This window comes from Litoribrevibacter albus (assembly GCF_030159995.1).
GTDB classification, from domain to species: Bacteria; Pseudomonadota; Gammaproteobacteria; order Pseudomonadales; family Litoribrevibacteraceae; genus Litoribrevibacter; species Litoribrevibacter albus.
In genome coordinates this window covers 361,976-378,837 of the sequence record NZ_BSNM01000015.1, presented here as the reverse complement: position 1 = coordinate 378,837, position 16,862 = coordinate 361,976, and the positions used below count along the sequence as shown (strand labels likewise).

Sequence of the window (16,862 nt, the reverse complement as noted above, 5' to 3'; positions counted from 1 at the left end):
ATCATCTAACGGGTATCTGTCACACGATTATTAGTATTGCATAAGTAAGATGCGAACGACCTTCTTATTTCTTTCTGAACTAAACCTTTCAGCTTTGAACTCTGATTGTCATATACGACATCATTTCAAGCTTAGTAAGCATATTCATGGAGTGCCAGAGTTCTGACTTTATCAAAACTAAGTAAATACCCCTACTGTTTCCGAAAAATTAATCGATATAAATTTTTCAACAGTAAACATATTGATGACATGAGATCGGTAATATCCAGACAGATGATCCAGAAGGAGATCAAAAAATAAAGGCGGCTTTATTCCGAGCTAAGCCAATAGAAAACCTGGTTGAGGGCTAATAAAGAAAAGCCCTATTCGGTTATCAATAATTATCTGGCGTTTGCTGGTTCTTATAGGCTACTACTTCAGACAACACGGACAAGGCAATTTCAGGGGGCGTTTTACCGCCAATGTTAATCCCGGCCGGGCCTTTTACCCGAGCCTGATCTTCAATAGAGACACCGTCCATTGCTAGTAGCGCCAACCGCTGCTGATGCGTAGATTTACTGCCTAGCGCAGCGATGTGAGCAACCGGTGTTTTTAATGCCGCTTTTAAAATAGGAATATCCCAGTCGTGGTCATGACTGAGCAGGACAAGCGTACTGAATCGATCCAACAAACTGGCATCAAAACTCTTGGGGGATTTCATATTGAGAAACTGAGTATGTACAACCTCAGAGGTATTACGTTCACTCTGTTGACCTTCCTTAAAACGAGAAGAGCAGGCAAAAAGTTCAATATCAAAGGATTGAGACAGAGCAATAAAGAAATCAAACACCGCGCCCTGTCCGACCGACAAAATGCGATGTTTAGGTAGATAAACCTTGGAAAAAGACGTCAGATCCGATTCCACTTGCGCGCGAGTGAACTGATTACCGCGATGATTTTTGGGGTAATAATCCGCTTCTGACACCGGCGCCAGAGAGAAGGTTTTCACTTTCAAATCAAAGTTCAAAGCGATCGGTTCACGCTGTACAGTGAATCTGGTTAAGTCGTCAATCCAGTGCGAAGACTCTATTGGTGTGATCAGGACATCAATGCCCGAGCCACAAGGTAGCTGAACATCAAAGTAATCAGAATCCCGACCATAACGTATCAATTTCCACTGCTTGCTTTTGAGAGTCTCCAACGCTTCACTCACCAACGCAGATTCAACACAGCCACCGGAAAGTAAACCAACTGACGCCCCCTTTTCATTGACTAACATCTGACTGCCAACACCTCTGGGTGAAGAACCTTCCACATTAATCAGGGTTAATAACGCTGTTTTAAGACCTTGGTTAAGCCAGGAAAACAACGTCGGACGAATATCATCAACAAAAGACGAAACACCAGAAGATGAGCACGAACTCTCTGAAGGAATGGCGCTTTCTTTTTGATTCAGACCTGATTGATTTGCAACGAACTGCAACATAGTTAGTTCCCAGCTTAAATGCTTATTCTCTGAATTCAGGAGTCATTAAGACGTATCAGACTAAAAGAAATCAACGTCTTTTGATATACAAACTGCGCCAACTTTCTTCAGGGGCTTCTTGTAATCAAAGCCCCTGAAGAAATAGACGAAGAGGAATCCATTAGAACCAAGCCATTAACTCAGCGGTGTTTTCATCGGTAACCGTCGTTCAACCGGTCCACCAGCCGCAGCTAATGCATTAGCGACCGCAGGCCCGATAACCGGGGTTCCCGGCTCCCCTACGCCCGTCGGCGGTTCGGTTGAAGGCACCACGTGGACATCGACTTTAGGCATATCTCGCATACGGATCACTTGATAGTCATGAAAGTTCGATTCACGTACCGCTCCGTTATCGATGTGGATTTCACTGTACAGCGCAGGCGACAGTCCAAAGCCAATGCCTCCTTCCATCTGGGCTTTGATGACATCAGGATTCACAGGCACGCCACAGTCAACCGCACAAGTCACTTTTTCTAGTTTGAAGCCTGAACTGGATTTACTGAGTTCCACCACTTGAGCAACGTAAGTATCAAAAGATTTATGTACGGCGACACCATAGGCCTTGTTCTTATCTGAGTTTCCTTTCATACCGGACTGTTCAACCGCCAAAGCCAGCACACCTCGGTGTCTTGGTTGATCCGTTAACAGCGCCATCCTTAACTCCACAGGATCTTTACCCGCCGCTCGGGCCACTTCATCCAGAAAACACTCTGTCGCATAAGCCGTATGGGTCGAGCCAACACTTCGCCACCAGAGCACAGGCACTTCAACCTTAGTTGTGTGTAATTCCACCTGAAGATTTGGAATGGCATAAGGCAGATTTGATGCACCTTCCACTGAAGTATGATCAATACCATCTTTCACCAAAAAGCCTTCAAATAACGTACCCTCAATGATCGATTGACCAACGATTCGGTGCTGCCACGCAACAAGAGTACCCTTGCTATCCAATCCGGCTTTCAATTTATGGAAGTACATAGGGCGGTAATAACCTGCACGGGTGTCATCCTCTCTGGACCAAACCAATTTAACAGGAACATCTTTACCGTAGGCTTTAGCAATCTCCGCAGCTTCCAACACGTAATCAGAAGCCGGGTTCGCTCGTCGTCCAAAGCTACCACCAGCAAATATCGTATTAATAGCAACTTTGGCAGGTTCAATACCCAACAACTTAGCTACCGACATTTGGTCACCCGTGTGAAGCTGTGCGCCGTACCACAATTCAGCCGACTGATAGGCACCACCTACTTGCTTGGTTTGCACAACACAATTCATCGCTTCCATAGGAGAATGCGCTAAGTATGGAAATTCAAACTCGGCCTCGATCACTTTGTCGGCTTGAGCAAAAGCAGAATCCACATCGCCTGTCTTCACTGCAACCAAGCCTGGCTTCTTCGCTAGGTCTTTGTACTCTGCCATTAACTGATCAGAGCCTTTAGTCATCGCCTTCGAATCATCCCATTGGATTTGCAACAAGTCCCGTCCGGTCTTGGCTTGCCAATAATCGTTGGCCAACACCGCAACACCATTAGAGATTTGTACGACATCAACAACACCAGGCACTTGTCGAGCATTCGTGGCATCGAAGGACTTCAACTTGGCACCAAACCGAGGGGGGTGTGCAACCAGTGCCGTCAGTTGTCCCGGTAATTGAATATCTTGAGTAAAGACGGCGGTACCATTGGTTTTTCCTGAATCTTTGCGCGGGAGCTTTTGCCCAATCAACTTGAATTGCGAAGGCTCTTTTAACGTTATCTTTTCAGGGACTTTTTGTAAGGCCGCCAACTCAGCCAACTGGCCATACCCAATTTGCCGACCTGAAGCCGAGTGAAACACCTGCCCTTTATCAGTGGTCAATTCACTGGCGGGTACTCCCCAGCTCGATGCAGCCGCTGCAACCAACATCGCTTTTGCCGCCGCACCGGCTTCCCGTAACTGCATAAACGAGTTGGCAATGGCGGTGCTGCCGCCTGTTCCCTGGAATTTCCCCCAAAACAGGTTGTTGTATTTTTCCGGGTTGGCTTCGGAGTTCACGGCTCGCACTTGCCCCCAATCGGCATCCAACTCTTCCGCCACTAAGGTGGCCAAGCCAGTGTAGGTTCCCTGCCCCATTTCCAGATGTTTGATCTGTACGGTGACGGTTCCATCCGTAGCCACACTAACAAACGCGTTGGCTTCCAACCCTTTTTTTGGCATCGATGTATCTGAAGACATACCTTCATCCGTTGCACACCCTGCGAGTGACACACCTAACACCAAACCGGCGCCGGCTTGTGCACTGCCCACGATGAAAGAACGACGACTGACATTAAGCGACATGATGATCACCTCCCTGTGGGTTTGACTCAGCAGCATCGTAATACAAAGGTTCAGCAGTGTGCCCTGCATCTGCTAACGCCATTGATTGCGCAGCTTGTTGAATCCCTTGCTTAATTCGAACATAGGTGGAACATCGACAAATGTTGCCTGACATAAAATCATCGATGTCTTTTTCAGATGGGTTTGGGTTTTGTTTGAGCAATGCCGTAGCCGACATGATCTGACCGGACTGACAATAACCACACTGCACTACCGCAATGTCTTCCCATGCATTGACCACAGCGCTGGCTTCGCGAGACACCTCGGACGTCAACAAGCCTTCAATGGTCGTAATCTGCTGGTTTTGAACACTGCTTACCGGGGTAACGCAGGAACGAATAGGACTGCCATTCATGTGTACCGTACAGGCGCCACACTGAGCCATCCCGCAACCAAATTTGGTTCCGGTCAACTTCAGGTGATCTCGAATTACCCATAACAGAGGGGTGTTCGGGTCAACATCCACCTCATGTTTTTGTCCATTTAAATTGAGCGAGAGTTTCATTCAGACGTCCCCACATCATCAAGTCAAAGTCGCAGTCTCATGGTTTGAGATCTCATTAATCTACTAAGACTAGATAATTCAGTGAGGAAGCAAAATACGTTGATCGGAATTTGAGAGGAACGAGCAACAAATTTCAAGAATCAGGCAAAAGAAGTCGTTTCCCGTTGAACACGGGAAACGTATTGATAGACCGACATAGGGCTTTTAACAGCAAGAGCCCAAACAAGCTCGGCAACTATTGAATATATTGGGAACGAATGGCATCCGCTTCGCCATTATTTTGAATAAGCTCAAACGCATTATTGAGCTCATTGACGATTTTTTCATTCGACTCTACATTCACGGCCAAATACAAAGGTGTCGTTCTGAAAACCAGCACCTTGGTAAGATCTTCAATGTCTTCCGACTCTGACGCCAAATATGGCCCAGACAAGCCATCGGTAATCCATAGGTCAATTTGATCCAGCATCAGTTTACGAGGGTTCAAAGCATCATTAGCGATGGTCACCACGTCGAAACCTTTCTCAATCAGGTAATCGCTCAACACATCGCCTTTATAACCACCAATGCGATATTTCTTAGCATCATCAAGACTTTCTAGCTTGATCTTTGATCCCGGTTTAGCAAAAAGTGTCCATTCAATCTCGGTAAGAGGACCAATCCAATGAAAGTAAGGATCTCGCTCTTCTGTTTTTGCGGTACAGAAAATGGCATGGTTTGGTCGTTTCTGAGCTCGATTTAAGCCCGCCGACCATTCTCTCAGCTTAAGAGAGAAATCAACTTTTGAATGTTTCAAGATAGCCTTCACCAGCTCAGTACAAAGCCCGGAAATATCTTCCGCTTTATGAGCGAAAGGCTGGCCTGAATTCGACATGTTATAGGGTGGGTAGTTTTCCGTATAAAGCCTCAGTTTATCCTCACCGAACGATATCGAAGAAAAGAAAGATAAAACTAACGCCATAACCCCAATTTGAAACTTAAATTGCATAAACACCTCGCTGTCCGTAACTAACGTACAGTAGTTTTACTGGAAACTTTCATTCATCTGATGATTCCAGTGTAGTTAAAGACCGAACAATAACTAACCACTGCATCCTGAAATTGGCTGTATCGATTGCACGCTAACTTCCTTCAGCCAGCCTTAAATCATCGAAATGGCAGACATAAAAGAACCGCATGGATTGCTCGATGCGGTTCCTGAATTATTTGTGAAATCTTTGAATACATGCCAAGGACGCCAAAGGTACGCTCGCTGATCGGTATCAAAAAGCTCTTTATTGTTACATTTTATTAAAGTGAGACACAGTGACACCTTATTGTCCAAACAAGACTCTTAAAAAGTATTTTCCATTATCAAACAATGACTTATCAATAACAAAAAGTATCCAAAATTCAAAACATAGCCGACATGGATTGATCAAGAAAGATTCATTTTCCAAAAGGAAAAACAGGAACGATTGCAAGCTTGAAAGCGCTTGGCAAATTTAGTGATTTAATAAAGAATGCTATTTCGAATTATCTTCTATCTTTTGAGCTTGTATGAACCTGTCATTACTTTCTGTCGTTTTCTTACTGGGTGCAGCTCAAGGGATCTTTCTGGCACTGTCATTATTTACCAGCAAGCTCAGTAGCCATAAGGCCAATATGTATCTGGGTGCTTTGACGCTGGTGTTTGTAACATCTCTATTCGACTATTTTCTGGATAGTTCAGGGATCACCTATCAACACCCCTGGTTAAGAGCCTTATTCTGGCCTAAAGAGTTTTTCTTCGGGGTCTGTATTTACTTTTATGCGTGTCATATCTCAGCACAAACACCCTATGGTCGAACGGCTTTCCACTTTATTCCAGCAATGGTACATATTCTGGTGTCTTGGTCTCTGGTCTTTCTTACCAACGAACAACAACTTGCCATCTTATTTGATTCAGTAAACGAAGACGATCCACTGTCGCTATGGGCCATGTTGCTCGGGACGGTAGAAGATGTAGCCGCAATGCTTCACATGGGCGCTTACTTGGTCGCCTCGTTAATCGTACTCAAACGACATCAGTTAAGAATTTCAAACGAGTTCTCTTATACGGAAAAGGTCAGCCTGGTTTGGTTACGAAATCTGATCCTCAGTTTATTGGGCATCTACCTACTATGGCTATCAAGATCCATATTGCCTGTGCCGGAGAATGTATCAGACGGTCTTGATGAGGTATTGGGATTCAGCATTGTGATCTTAATCTATGTCATGGGGTATCTTGGTCTGAAGCAACCTCAAATTTTCACGCCTTACCAAGCCATCGAAGTTCCAAATACTCAGAATCAGCCTTTACCCACCAGCACTAACCTCGACACTGGCCTACAAACAGCCCCGATCGGTGAATCAGAGTTGAACGCTAAAACGCCAGTACACTCAACAGTACAAACAGAACTTCAAGCCACGTCAAAAACAGATGAAGCGTCGATCATTGAATCGAAAGCATCAGAAAAATATAAGAAGTCATCGTTGTCGGATGATCTCTCCGCAAGTCTGGCCGTTGAGCTTCAAACACTCATGGAGAAAGAACGTCCCTATTTGGACTCGCAGTTGTCATTACCACAACTGGCAGAGCGTATGGGTATCTCTACCAATTACTTATCGCAGGTCATCAACGAACAACTCAAGCTCAACTTTTTTGATTTCATCAATCAATATCGGGTCAATGCAGCCGCCTCTTCGCTTTCTACAACCTCAGACACGGTGACGGATATCGCCTTAGCCGTTGGATTTAACTCTAAATCCGCCTTCTATGCAGCATTCAAAAAACATCAGGGTCAAACCCCTGGCGAATTCAGAAAAGCATCCAAATAATCAGTTGAGAATGATCAGTAGATAAAGACCAGAACCTCATTCAACAACCAGAGAATTCCAGTCATGACGGCTAAAACTCCAAACATATTTGCTAGCCAATAACACCATTTGGACATGAAATCCTTCCTCATCGACAATGACGTAAGCATCATAGCCAGTCCAACAACAAGAAACGTTCAGCCCTATAGATTCAAACCATTCATAATAGAAAATCAATGAGTTACAGGTTCTGACTTATAGGTCAGGACGACTCCCACCCTCTTCCACAGCATGCTACTCACAAAAGAATAATCCCAAATCAACAAAACATTCTTCTCAGGAGTAGCGAATGAAATACTGGACTTCTACGACAGCACTGTTGGCCGCTTTGGTTCTGACTGGCTGTGGACACTCGGATTCGGAAAAAAGCAATTTAAAAGACTTAGAGCAGTATCAGGGGACATGGCTGGCACCCGCCTACGGCCAAGGACTCGAATTCAAAAAAGCTCGTCTTATCATGTTCGATTACACAGAGGACTATTGCCTGATTAGTAATGAAGTCAACGATATAGAACTTAAAGACCTACAAGGCGCTTTTATCTTATCGGGCAATCAAATTGAGCTAAAAGACGGATTCGGAGCAAAAAATCTCTACACCCCTGGACCAGTGTTCAACAAAGTCGATGAGAAACCTACCGCATGTCAAAACGGGTTTACGCCTAAAGTGGGAGACAACAATTATCAAGACAACATTCAAGATGACCTTGAATACTTTTATCAAGCACTGTCTGAACTCTCTATTTCAATTGATTTTCGTGGCGTCGATTGGGATGCCATGTATCAACTTGCTGAGACGAATCTGTTAGCAAACCCGACGGATCAACAGCTGATCACGGAACTGGTGAATATGATCAGACCGTTAAGAGATGGCCACACCACTCTGGGCTCAGAAGACAATGAAATCTACTTCACAGCCAAACCTCTGTTCATCCACCTCTTGCTTCAGGAATATGCAGACGGCCAGGGAATTCCTCAACTAACCACAGAAGAACAATTTCAAGCGGCACTTGAATACGCAGAAGCCCAACTCGAACTGATGAATGACATCATCTTTAGCTATGCCGATTCTGACGAAGACATACGCGTTGCCGCCAACGATCAACTGGCTTGGTATCAAGTAGACGGTATTGGCTATCTTCAAATTGCAGGCATGGAAGGATTTACCTCACAGGAAGACAGTGACCATCAAGATCTTGCTAATTTAAACGCTCTGGAAACTGCAATAGACCAAGCCATCGACGACCTACAAGACACAGACGGACTGATTATTGATGTTCGCAGAAATACTGGAGGTGATGACTTCTTAGCGCTGGCCATTGCCAGTCGATTTACCGATTCAGAGCGTTTGGCCTATCAAAAGCAAGCCCGTCTGGGTAATAGCATGACCCCGTTACGAGATGTGTCTATCTCTCCAAGAGGAGACAAACAATATTTAAAACCCGTGGTATTACTCACCAGTGCAACCACCAGCAGTGCCGCTGAAGTATTTACCCTCACAATGAGAGAACTGCCACAGGTCACTCTCTTAGGTGAAAAAACTCAAGGATCATTCTCTGATAGTCTGGACAAACACACACCGAGAGGTCTTCCGTTTGCTCTGTCTAATGAAATCTACCGTTCGGTCGAGGGCGTTTGGTACGAAGGTCTTGGAGTTCCTGTAGACATAGAAATGACGGCTTTTGAGTTACAGGAACGTCAGAATGAAGAAGATTTAATGCTCGAAGCAGCCTTTGAACGACTCAATTAACCATCAGTTCTGAACCAACACTTAGAGCCGTCTGGGTCAGTCAGAATAACGAAAACCTCAGCTATGATTACCTCGTTGTTGAATAGTCAGCGTCAATAACGAGGTAACCTTCATGATATTCGAATTTACACTCCACAAAAAAATCTGACCATTGAAAGTATCGCTGGTCTGAGATCCAGAGTTTCCGGTATTGGGTGTATAGCGACCTTTGTATAACTTATTCGTTAAGCTTTTTGCGTAAAACATTCCGGGTGAGGATTCTCTTTAACTGGAGCCTTTTTCTTCTAATCTTGCTTCCAGTCGATCCAAAACTCCTTTTAACCTCGTTAATTCTTGTTCACGTTGATTTGCCATTTCTCGTGTATTTGAAATTAAAAGGTCTAGCTGATCGGCGGTCGCATGCCCATTTGATGCCGCCTTCTCTATTTCTTCGAGTGTCATGAAATGCTTCATATAAAATCACCTAATTACGGGAACGGAACCATAGAGTAAGTATGGTCCTTAGATCTAAAAAAGGAAGGAAGATCGTTGATAAAACCAGCACACAGCGGTTTAAACCAAGACGAAAAGAAGACCAATCAGCATGAATAAGAAAAACCACCAAGCGCTGATGGTGAACTCACTGTAAGAGTGATTTAGATTAATCGTTTTAGCGCTCACCGCCTGAGTTAATCTTTGAACATCTTCGGTATATGTTTCCAACATAAGGTCATACACGGAACAACCTGCGTCCATCAACTTCGCAACGTCTCGAACCACCCGATCTGTCCGGCCCGCCGAAGAATCCTCAACTTTAAGCGCCAATAATGCGTGCCCCCAGGCACAGATCAAGCAGAACATCATCAACAGATAAATAACTAACAGACACCATTCCAATGGCGCTGATGGATGAAATAGGAGCGTTCGATAGACAAATCCGAACCACACCAAAACAACCAGGATCACGGTTTGCAGCGCCAATGCGTGGAAACACTTTGTATCCAATAGAGTGAGTCGGGATTGCTCCTTACAATACTGATCCTTCAAAAGGTCTAGCGTATTGATGGGCCTCTCCTCCAGATCTGAACACACCCTCAGTTAGCGGTCATGTTTTCACTTATTGAACGTACTTCCGCAAGATTTCGACATACCGACCACTGGCCTTGAGTTGAGCTAATCCTTTATTAAAGTCATCACGATGCGTTTGCTTCCGGAACCCGACTTTATAATTGCTTGGCTCGAAAATCTCATGCACAACGACTTTTCTATCAGTCTTCACCTGCGTTTCTGCAGCTTTAAAGAACTTGAAGATATTAATATCCATAACCACGCAATCCACCCGCTCAGCAAACAACATCGTTATTTGTTTACTTTGTTTGGCTTTTTCACTGTAACGCTTATTGGCACCAGCCATGGAAGCATAGGCGTCGCCCAAATATTTCGTCGCATCTTGAAAGGCAATAATAGAGTGCCCTGAGAGGTCTGATATTTGATTAATTGAGAAATTATTAACGGCTAAAGAAACCGCAACATTTTGATAGGTAATGTGGGAGTCAGAATACTTTACGCCATCTAAACCAGAGGACTCATTCACCGTGAGCGCAGCATCAACATCACCGTTTGTTACCGCAGGAGGAACACGCCCAAACGGAAGGTAAACAGCCTCTGCCGTATGTCCGACTAATTTCAACGCTTCTCTTACAACATCAAGCTCCATGCCCGAATTAGTCTCGGAAATAACGTAAGGAGGTAATGCCAAACCAACGGCAAGCTTTAAGTTATCAGCCTGGAGATTGGGTGAAGAGATTGAAAGAACAACAGCAATGCCTGCAAGGGATCTTTGTAGACGGCTCATTATTATCGGAACTCCTGAATGGCGGCCCTCCCTTTTGACATCAATAAACAATCCATTAAATCCGAGTATAGATGGCAAACCTATACGCTGCCATTCATCCAATAATCAGCTCTAAGATATTTTAACTCGGTCCTCCACCCACAAAAAATGCCCTGACAAAATCAGGGCATTCGAAGGTTTTAAACAGAATCAGAGATACGGTTAAAGCGGTGGATTCTTGGCGTGAACTTCCTCTCGCGTCTCTGACCAAACATCGTCGTCGATCTTCTTCGCTATTTCAGGATAAAGAGATTTTTCAAATACAGGTAATTCGCCTCTGGCATGCTGCTCTTGATAATCTTTAAAGATCACGCGCACGTATTTAAACAACAGACACAATGCAACCAGATTCACTAACGCCATAACGCCCATCGTTAGATCCGCAAAGTTCCAAACCAGAGGTAAGCTTCCAATAGAACCGTACATCACAACGGCCAACAAGATCAGGCGATAAACCTGAAGTCGAAGATTATCTTCGGTAATGAACTTCAAGTTAGATTCTGCATAGCTGTAGTTGGCAACAATAGAAGTAAACGCAAAGAAGGTAATTACAATCGCCAGGAAGGTACCACTCCAATCCCCCAGATGACTAGACAACGCCACTTGTGTTAATTGAATACCCGTCAGTTTGCTGTCTTCATAACCATCAAACAATAAAATAATTGCAGCCGTACACGTACAAATAACAATGGTATCGACAAACACACCAAACATCTGGAAGAACCCTTGGGTTGCTGGGTGATGCGGATTCGGGTTCGCAGTTGCAGCAGCATTGGCAGCACTACCCATACCGGCTTCATTCGAGAATAAACCACGTTTGATGCCATTCATCATTGCCGCGCCCAAGGCCCCTGCACCAGCTTCCTGGAACCCTAAGGCAGAAGAAACAATATTACTAACCGCTGCAGGAAGATCTGCAATATTTAAAAGAACCACAATCAATGCAATGAGGATATAAGCCAACGCCATGACAGGCACGACATACTCAACAAAGACGGCAACACGTTTTGTTCCACCCCAAATAACAATTGCGGTAGCTAACGTGATGAAGATACCACTCACCCAATCAGGAATATCAAACGCAAGCTCCAACGCATCACTGATAGAGTTTGCTTGAACCCCATTAAATGCAAACCCGAAGGAAATCATTAGACAAAGTGCAAACACGATCCCCCAGGTTCGAGAACCCAAACCTTGCTGAATGTAGTAGGCAGGACCACCCCGGGAACTGCCATCTTCATTCTTCACCTTGAAGGTTTGCGCCAAAGTAGATTCCACAAAGCTGGTGGCCATCCCGATAATCGCAACCAACCACATCCAAAAAACAGCACCAGGGCCACCTAATACAATCGCTACGGCCACACCCGCCAGATTGCCTGTTCCAACTCGTGCAGCCAACCCGGTACAGAATGCCTGGAAGGGAGAAATACCGCCGCTGGTATTTCGGCTGTTCTTGAAGTTACTGAGCATATGCCCAAAATACCGGAACTGGACAAAACCTGTCGCGATGGTAAAAAAGGCACCTGAAATCAGGAGCACATAAATTAACACGTTCCCCCAAACTAAACCGTTAAGCAGATCAATCAGGTTTAATAGTTGGGTTTCAATAGGGTTTTCATTCATCTCTTACTCCTAGACAAATTCAGGCAACGGGCAATCCTTCAAACGCTCTAATAAACTTAGACGATTCCTACCATTAACCTATCGATAAGAAACAAAAGAGCTAAATCAGAGATACTAAAAAAGGAAAATATCGTTGAATTTAAGAAGGCAAGGCTAATGAAAAAACGCCATCAGTAACTGATCTACGACATCTTTTCTTAAAAATTAGCAACGAAGGGTAAAACCCAAAAGATGAGCTGTAAACACCAACTGTCCGAAAAGTCAGGTTTTTAATTATTCACCCACGAAGTTTATTCATTTGAAATACAAATTTCCCTCCATAAAAACCAATCGGTTTTGAGTGATAACCGTTTGGACAAACAGACATGATGAGTTCTTGCGAGATAAAGTGAAACCAACGGCTTTTAGCACAGCTTGTCAGGAGGTTGAGCGATTAAAATCTACGATTGAAGCAGGACGCTTACGACTGAACTGACACGAAATAGCGGTGAGGAAGGGGTTACTGCGCCCTTCGGGCCGTCGTCGTACTCTTATTTAAAGAAAGCAACGTTGTCTCGCTTCGCTCGGCTCGAACCACGAGATTTCTCACCCTTCCCTCTTTTGAACTTCGTAGAAACGAAAAAGCCCCGGCATAAACCGAGGCTTTAGAAACTCTTCATTACAAAAGTAATGGCGGTGAGGGAGGGATTACTATGCCCTTCGGGCCGTCGTCGCACGCTCCAACGTTGTCTCGCTTCGCTCGGCTCGAACCACGAGGCTCCTCACCCTTCCCTCTTTCGTGCTTTCAGATACGAAAAAGCCCCGGCATAAACCGGGGCCTTTATAAATTTTGGCGGTGAGGGAGGGATTCGAACCCTCGGTACGTTTCCGTACACACACTTTCCAGGCGTGCTCTTTCGACCACTCAGACACCTCACCTTTTGAGGTGCGCTAAGTTATCGAATTCAAAGATTAAAATCAATAGCATTTGGGGAATATTGTCAGAAAGTTTTAACAAACTGACTAAGATCTTCAGGTTTTGGAGTTTTAGGCCTGCAATCGGGCGTTCCTATGTACAGATAACCAACGATTTCTTCGTTTTCTTCCAGTTCCAGCCCTGTTTTGACCAGAGGATGATACGCCAATTCACCCGTGCGCCACATACAACCAAACCCTTGATCATATACAGCAACAGACAAACCGTACGCTGCACATGCTGCGGCCATTAGTTGTTCCTCTCTAGGAACCTTGGGGTGCTGTTCAACCTTAGCCACGACTATCACTATTAATGGCGCTCTTTTCGGCATAGACAATAACTTCTGTTGTCTCACCTCAGACACTTCGATGCCTGCATCCTTAACAGAATCAAAGTTCTCTGCATCTAAATACAGCTGCCCAAGCCGATCCAATCCATCACCTTCGATATGAATAAAACGCCAAGGCTTAAGACGACCGTGATCGGGCGCTCTCATTGCTGCTTGATAACATTGAGCCATAACGTCTTTTGATGGTGCTGGCGCTCTTAATTTGGGAATAGACACTCGACTGGTAAGTAACTCTAGGGCTTCCATTAAATTTCCATACCTGATTGTTTATTAGTTCTATAACGGATGGATTTTATCACGCTAAAGAATTGCACCCTACGGTGCTAAAGAGTATATTCATCAGATCACATTTTTTGACCTGCGTCACATTTCTATAAAGAGATGCGTTTATGGTCTGACACTAAAAAATGGCATCCGCCTGACAAATTAGTGTTTGATCTGACCATCCATTATAACGATAAAAGGAAATTCTATGGCGACAAATCAAGAATTCACTAGTTTTTCAGAATTTTACCCGTTTTATCTGGGCGAACATCAAAACCAAACCTGCCGTCGATTACATGTTATTGGTAGTCTGTCTGTTTTATCTCTTTTAATGTACATCTTGGTTACCCAACACTTTATGATGTTTCTCCTTTTACCTGTTCTTGGTTATGGCTTTGCCTGGGTTGGACATTTCTTCTTTGAACACAATAAGCCAGCAACTTTCAAATACCCTTTTTATAGTTTTGTGGGTGATTGGGTCATGCTGAAAGATGTGCTTACTGGTAAAATAAAGTTTTAATGAAAGGCTATCGATTAATGTCGCTTGGAAATAACAACACTTCAGAAGTAAAACACGTAACGACGATCGAACAGCTTTTTTCGAATGCTGATTACTACATTAGAACCATTGCCTATCTGGCTGGTGCGTTTGCCATTACGGTCGGGATTTTCAATGATCACTATCCACAATCAGCGTGGTATATGGTCACGTTTGCGATTATCTATCCGCATATCCTGCACGCCATTCTTCAAAGCAGTAATATAAAACGGATTACTACCAGCCGTTTCATTGCACTGCATATGGACGCCATCTACGGTGGCGTGTGGTTATTCTGGATACAATTCTCGCTTGCCCCCTCCATCTTATTAATCACTATGCTCAGCTTTGCTTTGATTGTGGCCGGAGGCATTCGACTATTACTTACCGGCAACGCAACACTCATCGCTGTTTCCTTTATTCTTTCTTCCATATTTGGCTTCAAGTTTGTACAACATGCCCCACTGGTTGTAAGCATTGCGTATAGCATCGGAACAATGGTATTCCTCTCAGTTGCGGCCTATTACATTCACATCCAGGCAAACATGCTCTACAACGCCAAACAAGAAATTGAATGCCAACAATCCAGAGCAAATGAACTGGCATTAAAAATGTCGAAGTATCTGGCACCTCAAGTGTGGCAAACCATTTTTTCCGGAAAGAAAGACGTCGCCCTAGAGACTCAACGCAAGAAGCTAGTGGTTTTTTTCAGCGATATTAAAGGCTTTACTCAGCTTTCAGACGAACTTGAACCGGAAGTACTGACTGAACTACTGAACCAATACCTCACCGACATGTGTGATATTGCATTAAAGCATGGCGGTACTATTGATAAATTCATCGGTGACAGCTTGATGATTTTCTTTGGTGACCCAACCTCAGAAGGCACCAAAGCCGACGCCCAAAAATGCGTAGCGATGGCAATTGCCATGCGTAAACACATGAAAGTTCTCCAACAAAAATGGAGTAGCCAAGGCATTAAAACGCCTCTTCAAATTCGCATGGGAATCAACACCGGTTATTGTACGGTTGGCAACTTTGGTGCTGAGCAGCGAATGGACTACACCATTGTCGGCAAAGAAGTGAATTTGGCCAGCCGACTGGAAAGCCTAGCAGATGCAGGCGAGATTCTACTGTCTTATGAAACCTTCTCTTTGATCAAAGACACGGTCATGTGCCGTGATAAAGGGGAGATTCAGGTAAAAGGCTTCAGCCGCCCTCTCCCAATCTACCAAGTAGTTGGTTTCCGTAAAGAACTGGGCTGTGAAAGCGGATATATGGAACATCAACTAGATGGCTTCTCTATGTATCTAGACGAAGAGAAGCTTCAGGCGAGGGATAAAGAACGGGTCCTTGCTGCATTAGAATCTGCTACGGCCAAAATACGCGAGCAAGTGGAGTTTGAGAGCAACGACCCGTTTAAAGAACTTATTGACGATGGAAACGATGCTGTAAACACTCAGACGGCAAAGGTCCATTCATTGAACGGTAAGGGTTGATATCTAGCCCGCCACGCCTCAAATAACGCGCATACACCACCAACTCTTTGGCGTTTGTCGCCTTTTTAATATCGACAAACGCTTGCTCAACACATTGCTCGTGGAAGCCTGTGTGCTGCCTGAACGAGATAACGTACTTTAAAAACGCCTCCCGATCCAACTTGTTCCCGGTATAATGGACAACCAAGGTTCCCCAATCTGGTTGACCGGTCACAGGACAGTTTGATCTTAACAAGTGACTGTAGAGCACCTCTGATACCTGTTCATCCGCATCAGACACCAATAATCCAGGATCTGGCTCATAGACATCTACAGACACGTCTAATTCGTCCACACACTCCCCTGTGAGCTGAGAACAGTTCAAATGCTCACTATCGACAGGATACAGAGCAACGCCAACCTTCCCGCCAGCCGCTTCCGACAAATCTCGCTGCATAGCCTCAACTGCTTTTTGCTCTGATTCAAAGACAGTCTGGTTAAAGGAGTTCAAATAAAGTTTGAAAGATTTCGATTCGATAAGATTAGGAGTGTTAGACGGTAAGGTAAACTCTGCCACACGAACTACGGGCTTGCCCTTAGCGTTCAACCATGAGATCTCAAAGCCTGTCCAAATATCGATACCTTCAAAAGGCAGATGCTGAGAATCAATACCTACTCGATCACGACCTTCCTGACGACGAATCGGGAATAACAATTCAGGGTTATAATTAAACTCATATTCAACGTCTTTACCTAACGAAGAATCTACTTCTCTACCACCCATACAAACT

Annotated in this window: 14 protein-coding genes, 1 tRNA gene and 2 other RNA genes; 4 read left to right on the top strand and 13 right to left on the bottom strand. The window is 44.5% G+C overall.

The genetic code is table 11. From position 1 onward, the window contains the following. Window positions 1-373: 373 nt before the first annotated feature. The 4 genes from QQL66_RS14110 to QQL66_RS14095 all read right to left on the bottom strand — a co-directional run bounded on the left by QQL66_RS14110 (window position 374) and on the right by QQL66_RS14095 (window position 5,355). The gene (locus QQL66_RS14110; RefSeq protein WP_284382261.1) at window positions 374-1,465 is read right to left on the bottom strand and encodes an XdhC family protein; all 1,092 of its coding nucleotides are present in this window, start codon (window positions 1,463-1,465) and stop codon (window positions 374-376) included. A gap of 174 nt (window positions 1,466-1,639) precedes the next feature. After that, window positions 1,640-3,823, bottom strand: coding sequence for a xanthine dehydrogenase family protein molybdopterin-binding subunit (locus tag QQL66_RS14105; RefSeq protein ID WP_284382258.1), 2,184 nt, complete (start codon window positions 3,821-3,823; stop codon window positions 1,640-1,642). After that, the gene (locus tag QQL66_RS14100; protein ID WP_284382256.1) at window positions 3,813-4,367 is read right to left on the bottom strand and encodes a (2Fe-2S)-binding protein; all 555 of its coding nucleotides are present in this window, start codon (window positions 4,365-4,367) and stop codon (window positions 3,813-3,815) included. The genes QQL66_RS14105 and QQL66_RS14100 overlap by 11 nt, the downstream gene beginning before the upstream one ends. Before the next feature lie 235 nt (window positions 4,368-4,602). Beyond that, window positions 4,603-5,355: a substrate-binding periplasmic protein gene (locus QQL66_RS14095; protein WP_284382254.1), complete on the bottom strand. Its 753-nt coding sequence runs from the start codon at window positions 5,353-5,355 to the stop codon at window positions 4,603-4,605. A 551-nt stretch (window positions 5,356-5,906) separates the two neighbouring features. On the opposite strand from QQL66_RS14095, the gene QQL66_RS14090 reads away from it, so the two are divergent. Beyond that, window positions 5,907-7,205 (top strand): helix-turn-helix domain-containing protein, encoded by a 1,299-nt coding sequence (locus QQL66_RS14090; RefSeq protein ID WP_284382253.1) that lies wholly within the window; start codon window positions 5,907-5,909, stop codon window positions 7,203-7,205. 328 nt (window positions 7,206-7,533) lie between these two features. Continuing rightward, a complete protein-coding gene (locus QQL66_RS14085; protein WP_284382252.1) occupies window positions 7,534-8,991 on the top strand; it encodes a S41 family peptidase in 1,458 nt (485 codons plus the stop codon). A gap of 264 nt (window positions 8,992-9,255) precedes the next feature. On the opposite strand, the gene QQL66_RS14080 is transcribed toward QQL66_RS14085, so the two are convergent. The 8 genes from QQL66_RS14080 to QQL66_RS14045 all read right to left on the bottom strand — a co-directional run bounded on the left by QQL66_RS14080 (window position 9,256) and on the right by QQL66_RS14045 (window position 14,037). Then, window positions 9,256-9,444 carry a hypothetical protein gene (locus QQL66_RS14080; RefSeq protein WP_284382251.1) on the bottom strand — a complete coding sequence of 63 codons (189 nt, stop codon included), beginning with the start codon at window positions 9,442-9,444 and terminating at the stop codon, window positions 9,256-9,258. Between the two features lie 99 nt (window positions 9,445-9,543). Next, window positions 9,544-10,017 (bottom strand): hypothetical protein, encoded by a 474-nt coding sequence (locus QQL66_RS14075; RefSeq protein WP_284382249.1) that lies wholly within the window; start codon window positions 10,015-10,017, stop codon window positions 9,544-9,546. 70 nt (window positions 10,018-10,087) lie between these two features. Next, the gene (locus QQL66_RS14070; protein ID WP_284382248.1) at window positions 10,088-10,825 is read right to left on the bottom strand and encodes a substrate-binding periplasmic protein; all 738 of its coding nucleotides are present in this window, start codon (window positions 10,823-10,825) and stop codon (window positions 10,088-10,090) included. Window positions 10,826-11,026: 201 nt separating this feature from the next. After that, complete coding sequence (locus tag QQL66_RS14065) at window positions 11,027-12,487, bottom strand: alanine/glycine:cation symporter family protein (RefSeq protein ID WP_284382245.1); 1,461 nt, start codon at window positions 12,485-12,487, stop codon at window positions 11,027-11,029. Window positions 12,488-12,969: 482 nt separating this feature from the next. Next, a non-coding RNA gene (locus QQL66_RS14060) (RtT sRNA) lies at window positions 12,970-13,096 on the bottom strand. A 61-nt stretch (window positions 13,097-13,157) separates the two neighbouring features. Next, window positions 13,158-13,272: non-coding RNA, RtT sRNA (locus tag QQL66_RS14055), on the bottom strand. A gap of 45 nt (window positions 13,273-13,317) precedes the next feature. Beyond that, window positions 13,318-13,405: transfer RNA gene (locus QQL66_RS14050), tRNA-Ser, on the bottom strand. 62 nt (window positions 13,406-13,467) lie between these two features. Beyond that, entirely contained in the window at window positions 13,468-14,037 is a 570-nt protein-coding gene (locus QQL66_RS14045; protein ID WP_284382244.1) for a nitroreductase family protein, read from the bottom strand. A 226-nt stretch (window positions 14,038-14,263) separates the two neighbouring features. Between QQL66_RS14045 and QQL66_RS14040 the strand changes: the two genes are divergently transcribed. Both QQL66_RS14040 and QQL66_RS14035 read left to right on the top strand, forming a co-directional pair. Then, complete coding sequence (locus QQL66_RS14040) at window positions 14,264-14,575, top strand: Mpo1-like protein (protein WP_284382243.1); 312 nt, start codon at window positions 14,264-14,266, stop codon at window positions 14,573-14,575. A gap of 17 nt (window positions 14,576-14,592) precedes the next feature. Continuing rightward, window positions 14,593-16,092, top strand: a complete 1,500-nt coding sequence (locus tag QQL66_RS14035) for an adenylate/guanylate cyclase domain-containing protein (protein ID WP_284382241.1) — start codon at window positions 14,593-14,595, stop codon at window positions 16,090-16,092. Here QQL66_RS14035 and queF read toward each other — a convergent pair. Continuing rightward, complete coding sequence (queF, locus tag QQL66_RS14030) at window positions 16,022-16,855, bottom strand: NADPH-dependent 7-cyano-7-deazaguanine reductase QueF (RefSeq protein WP_284382240.1); 834 nt, start codon at window positions 16,853-16,855, stop codon at window positions 16,022-16,024. The genes QQL66_RS14035 and queF overlap by 71 nt on opposite strands. Window positions 16,856-16,862: the final 7 nt, after the last annotated feature.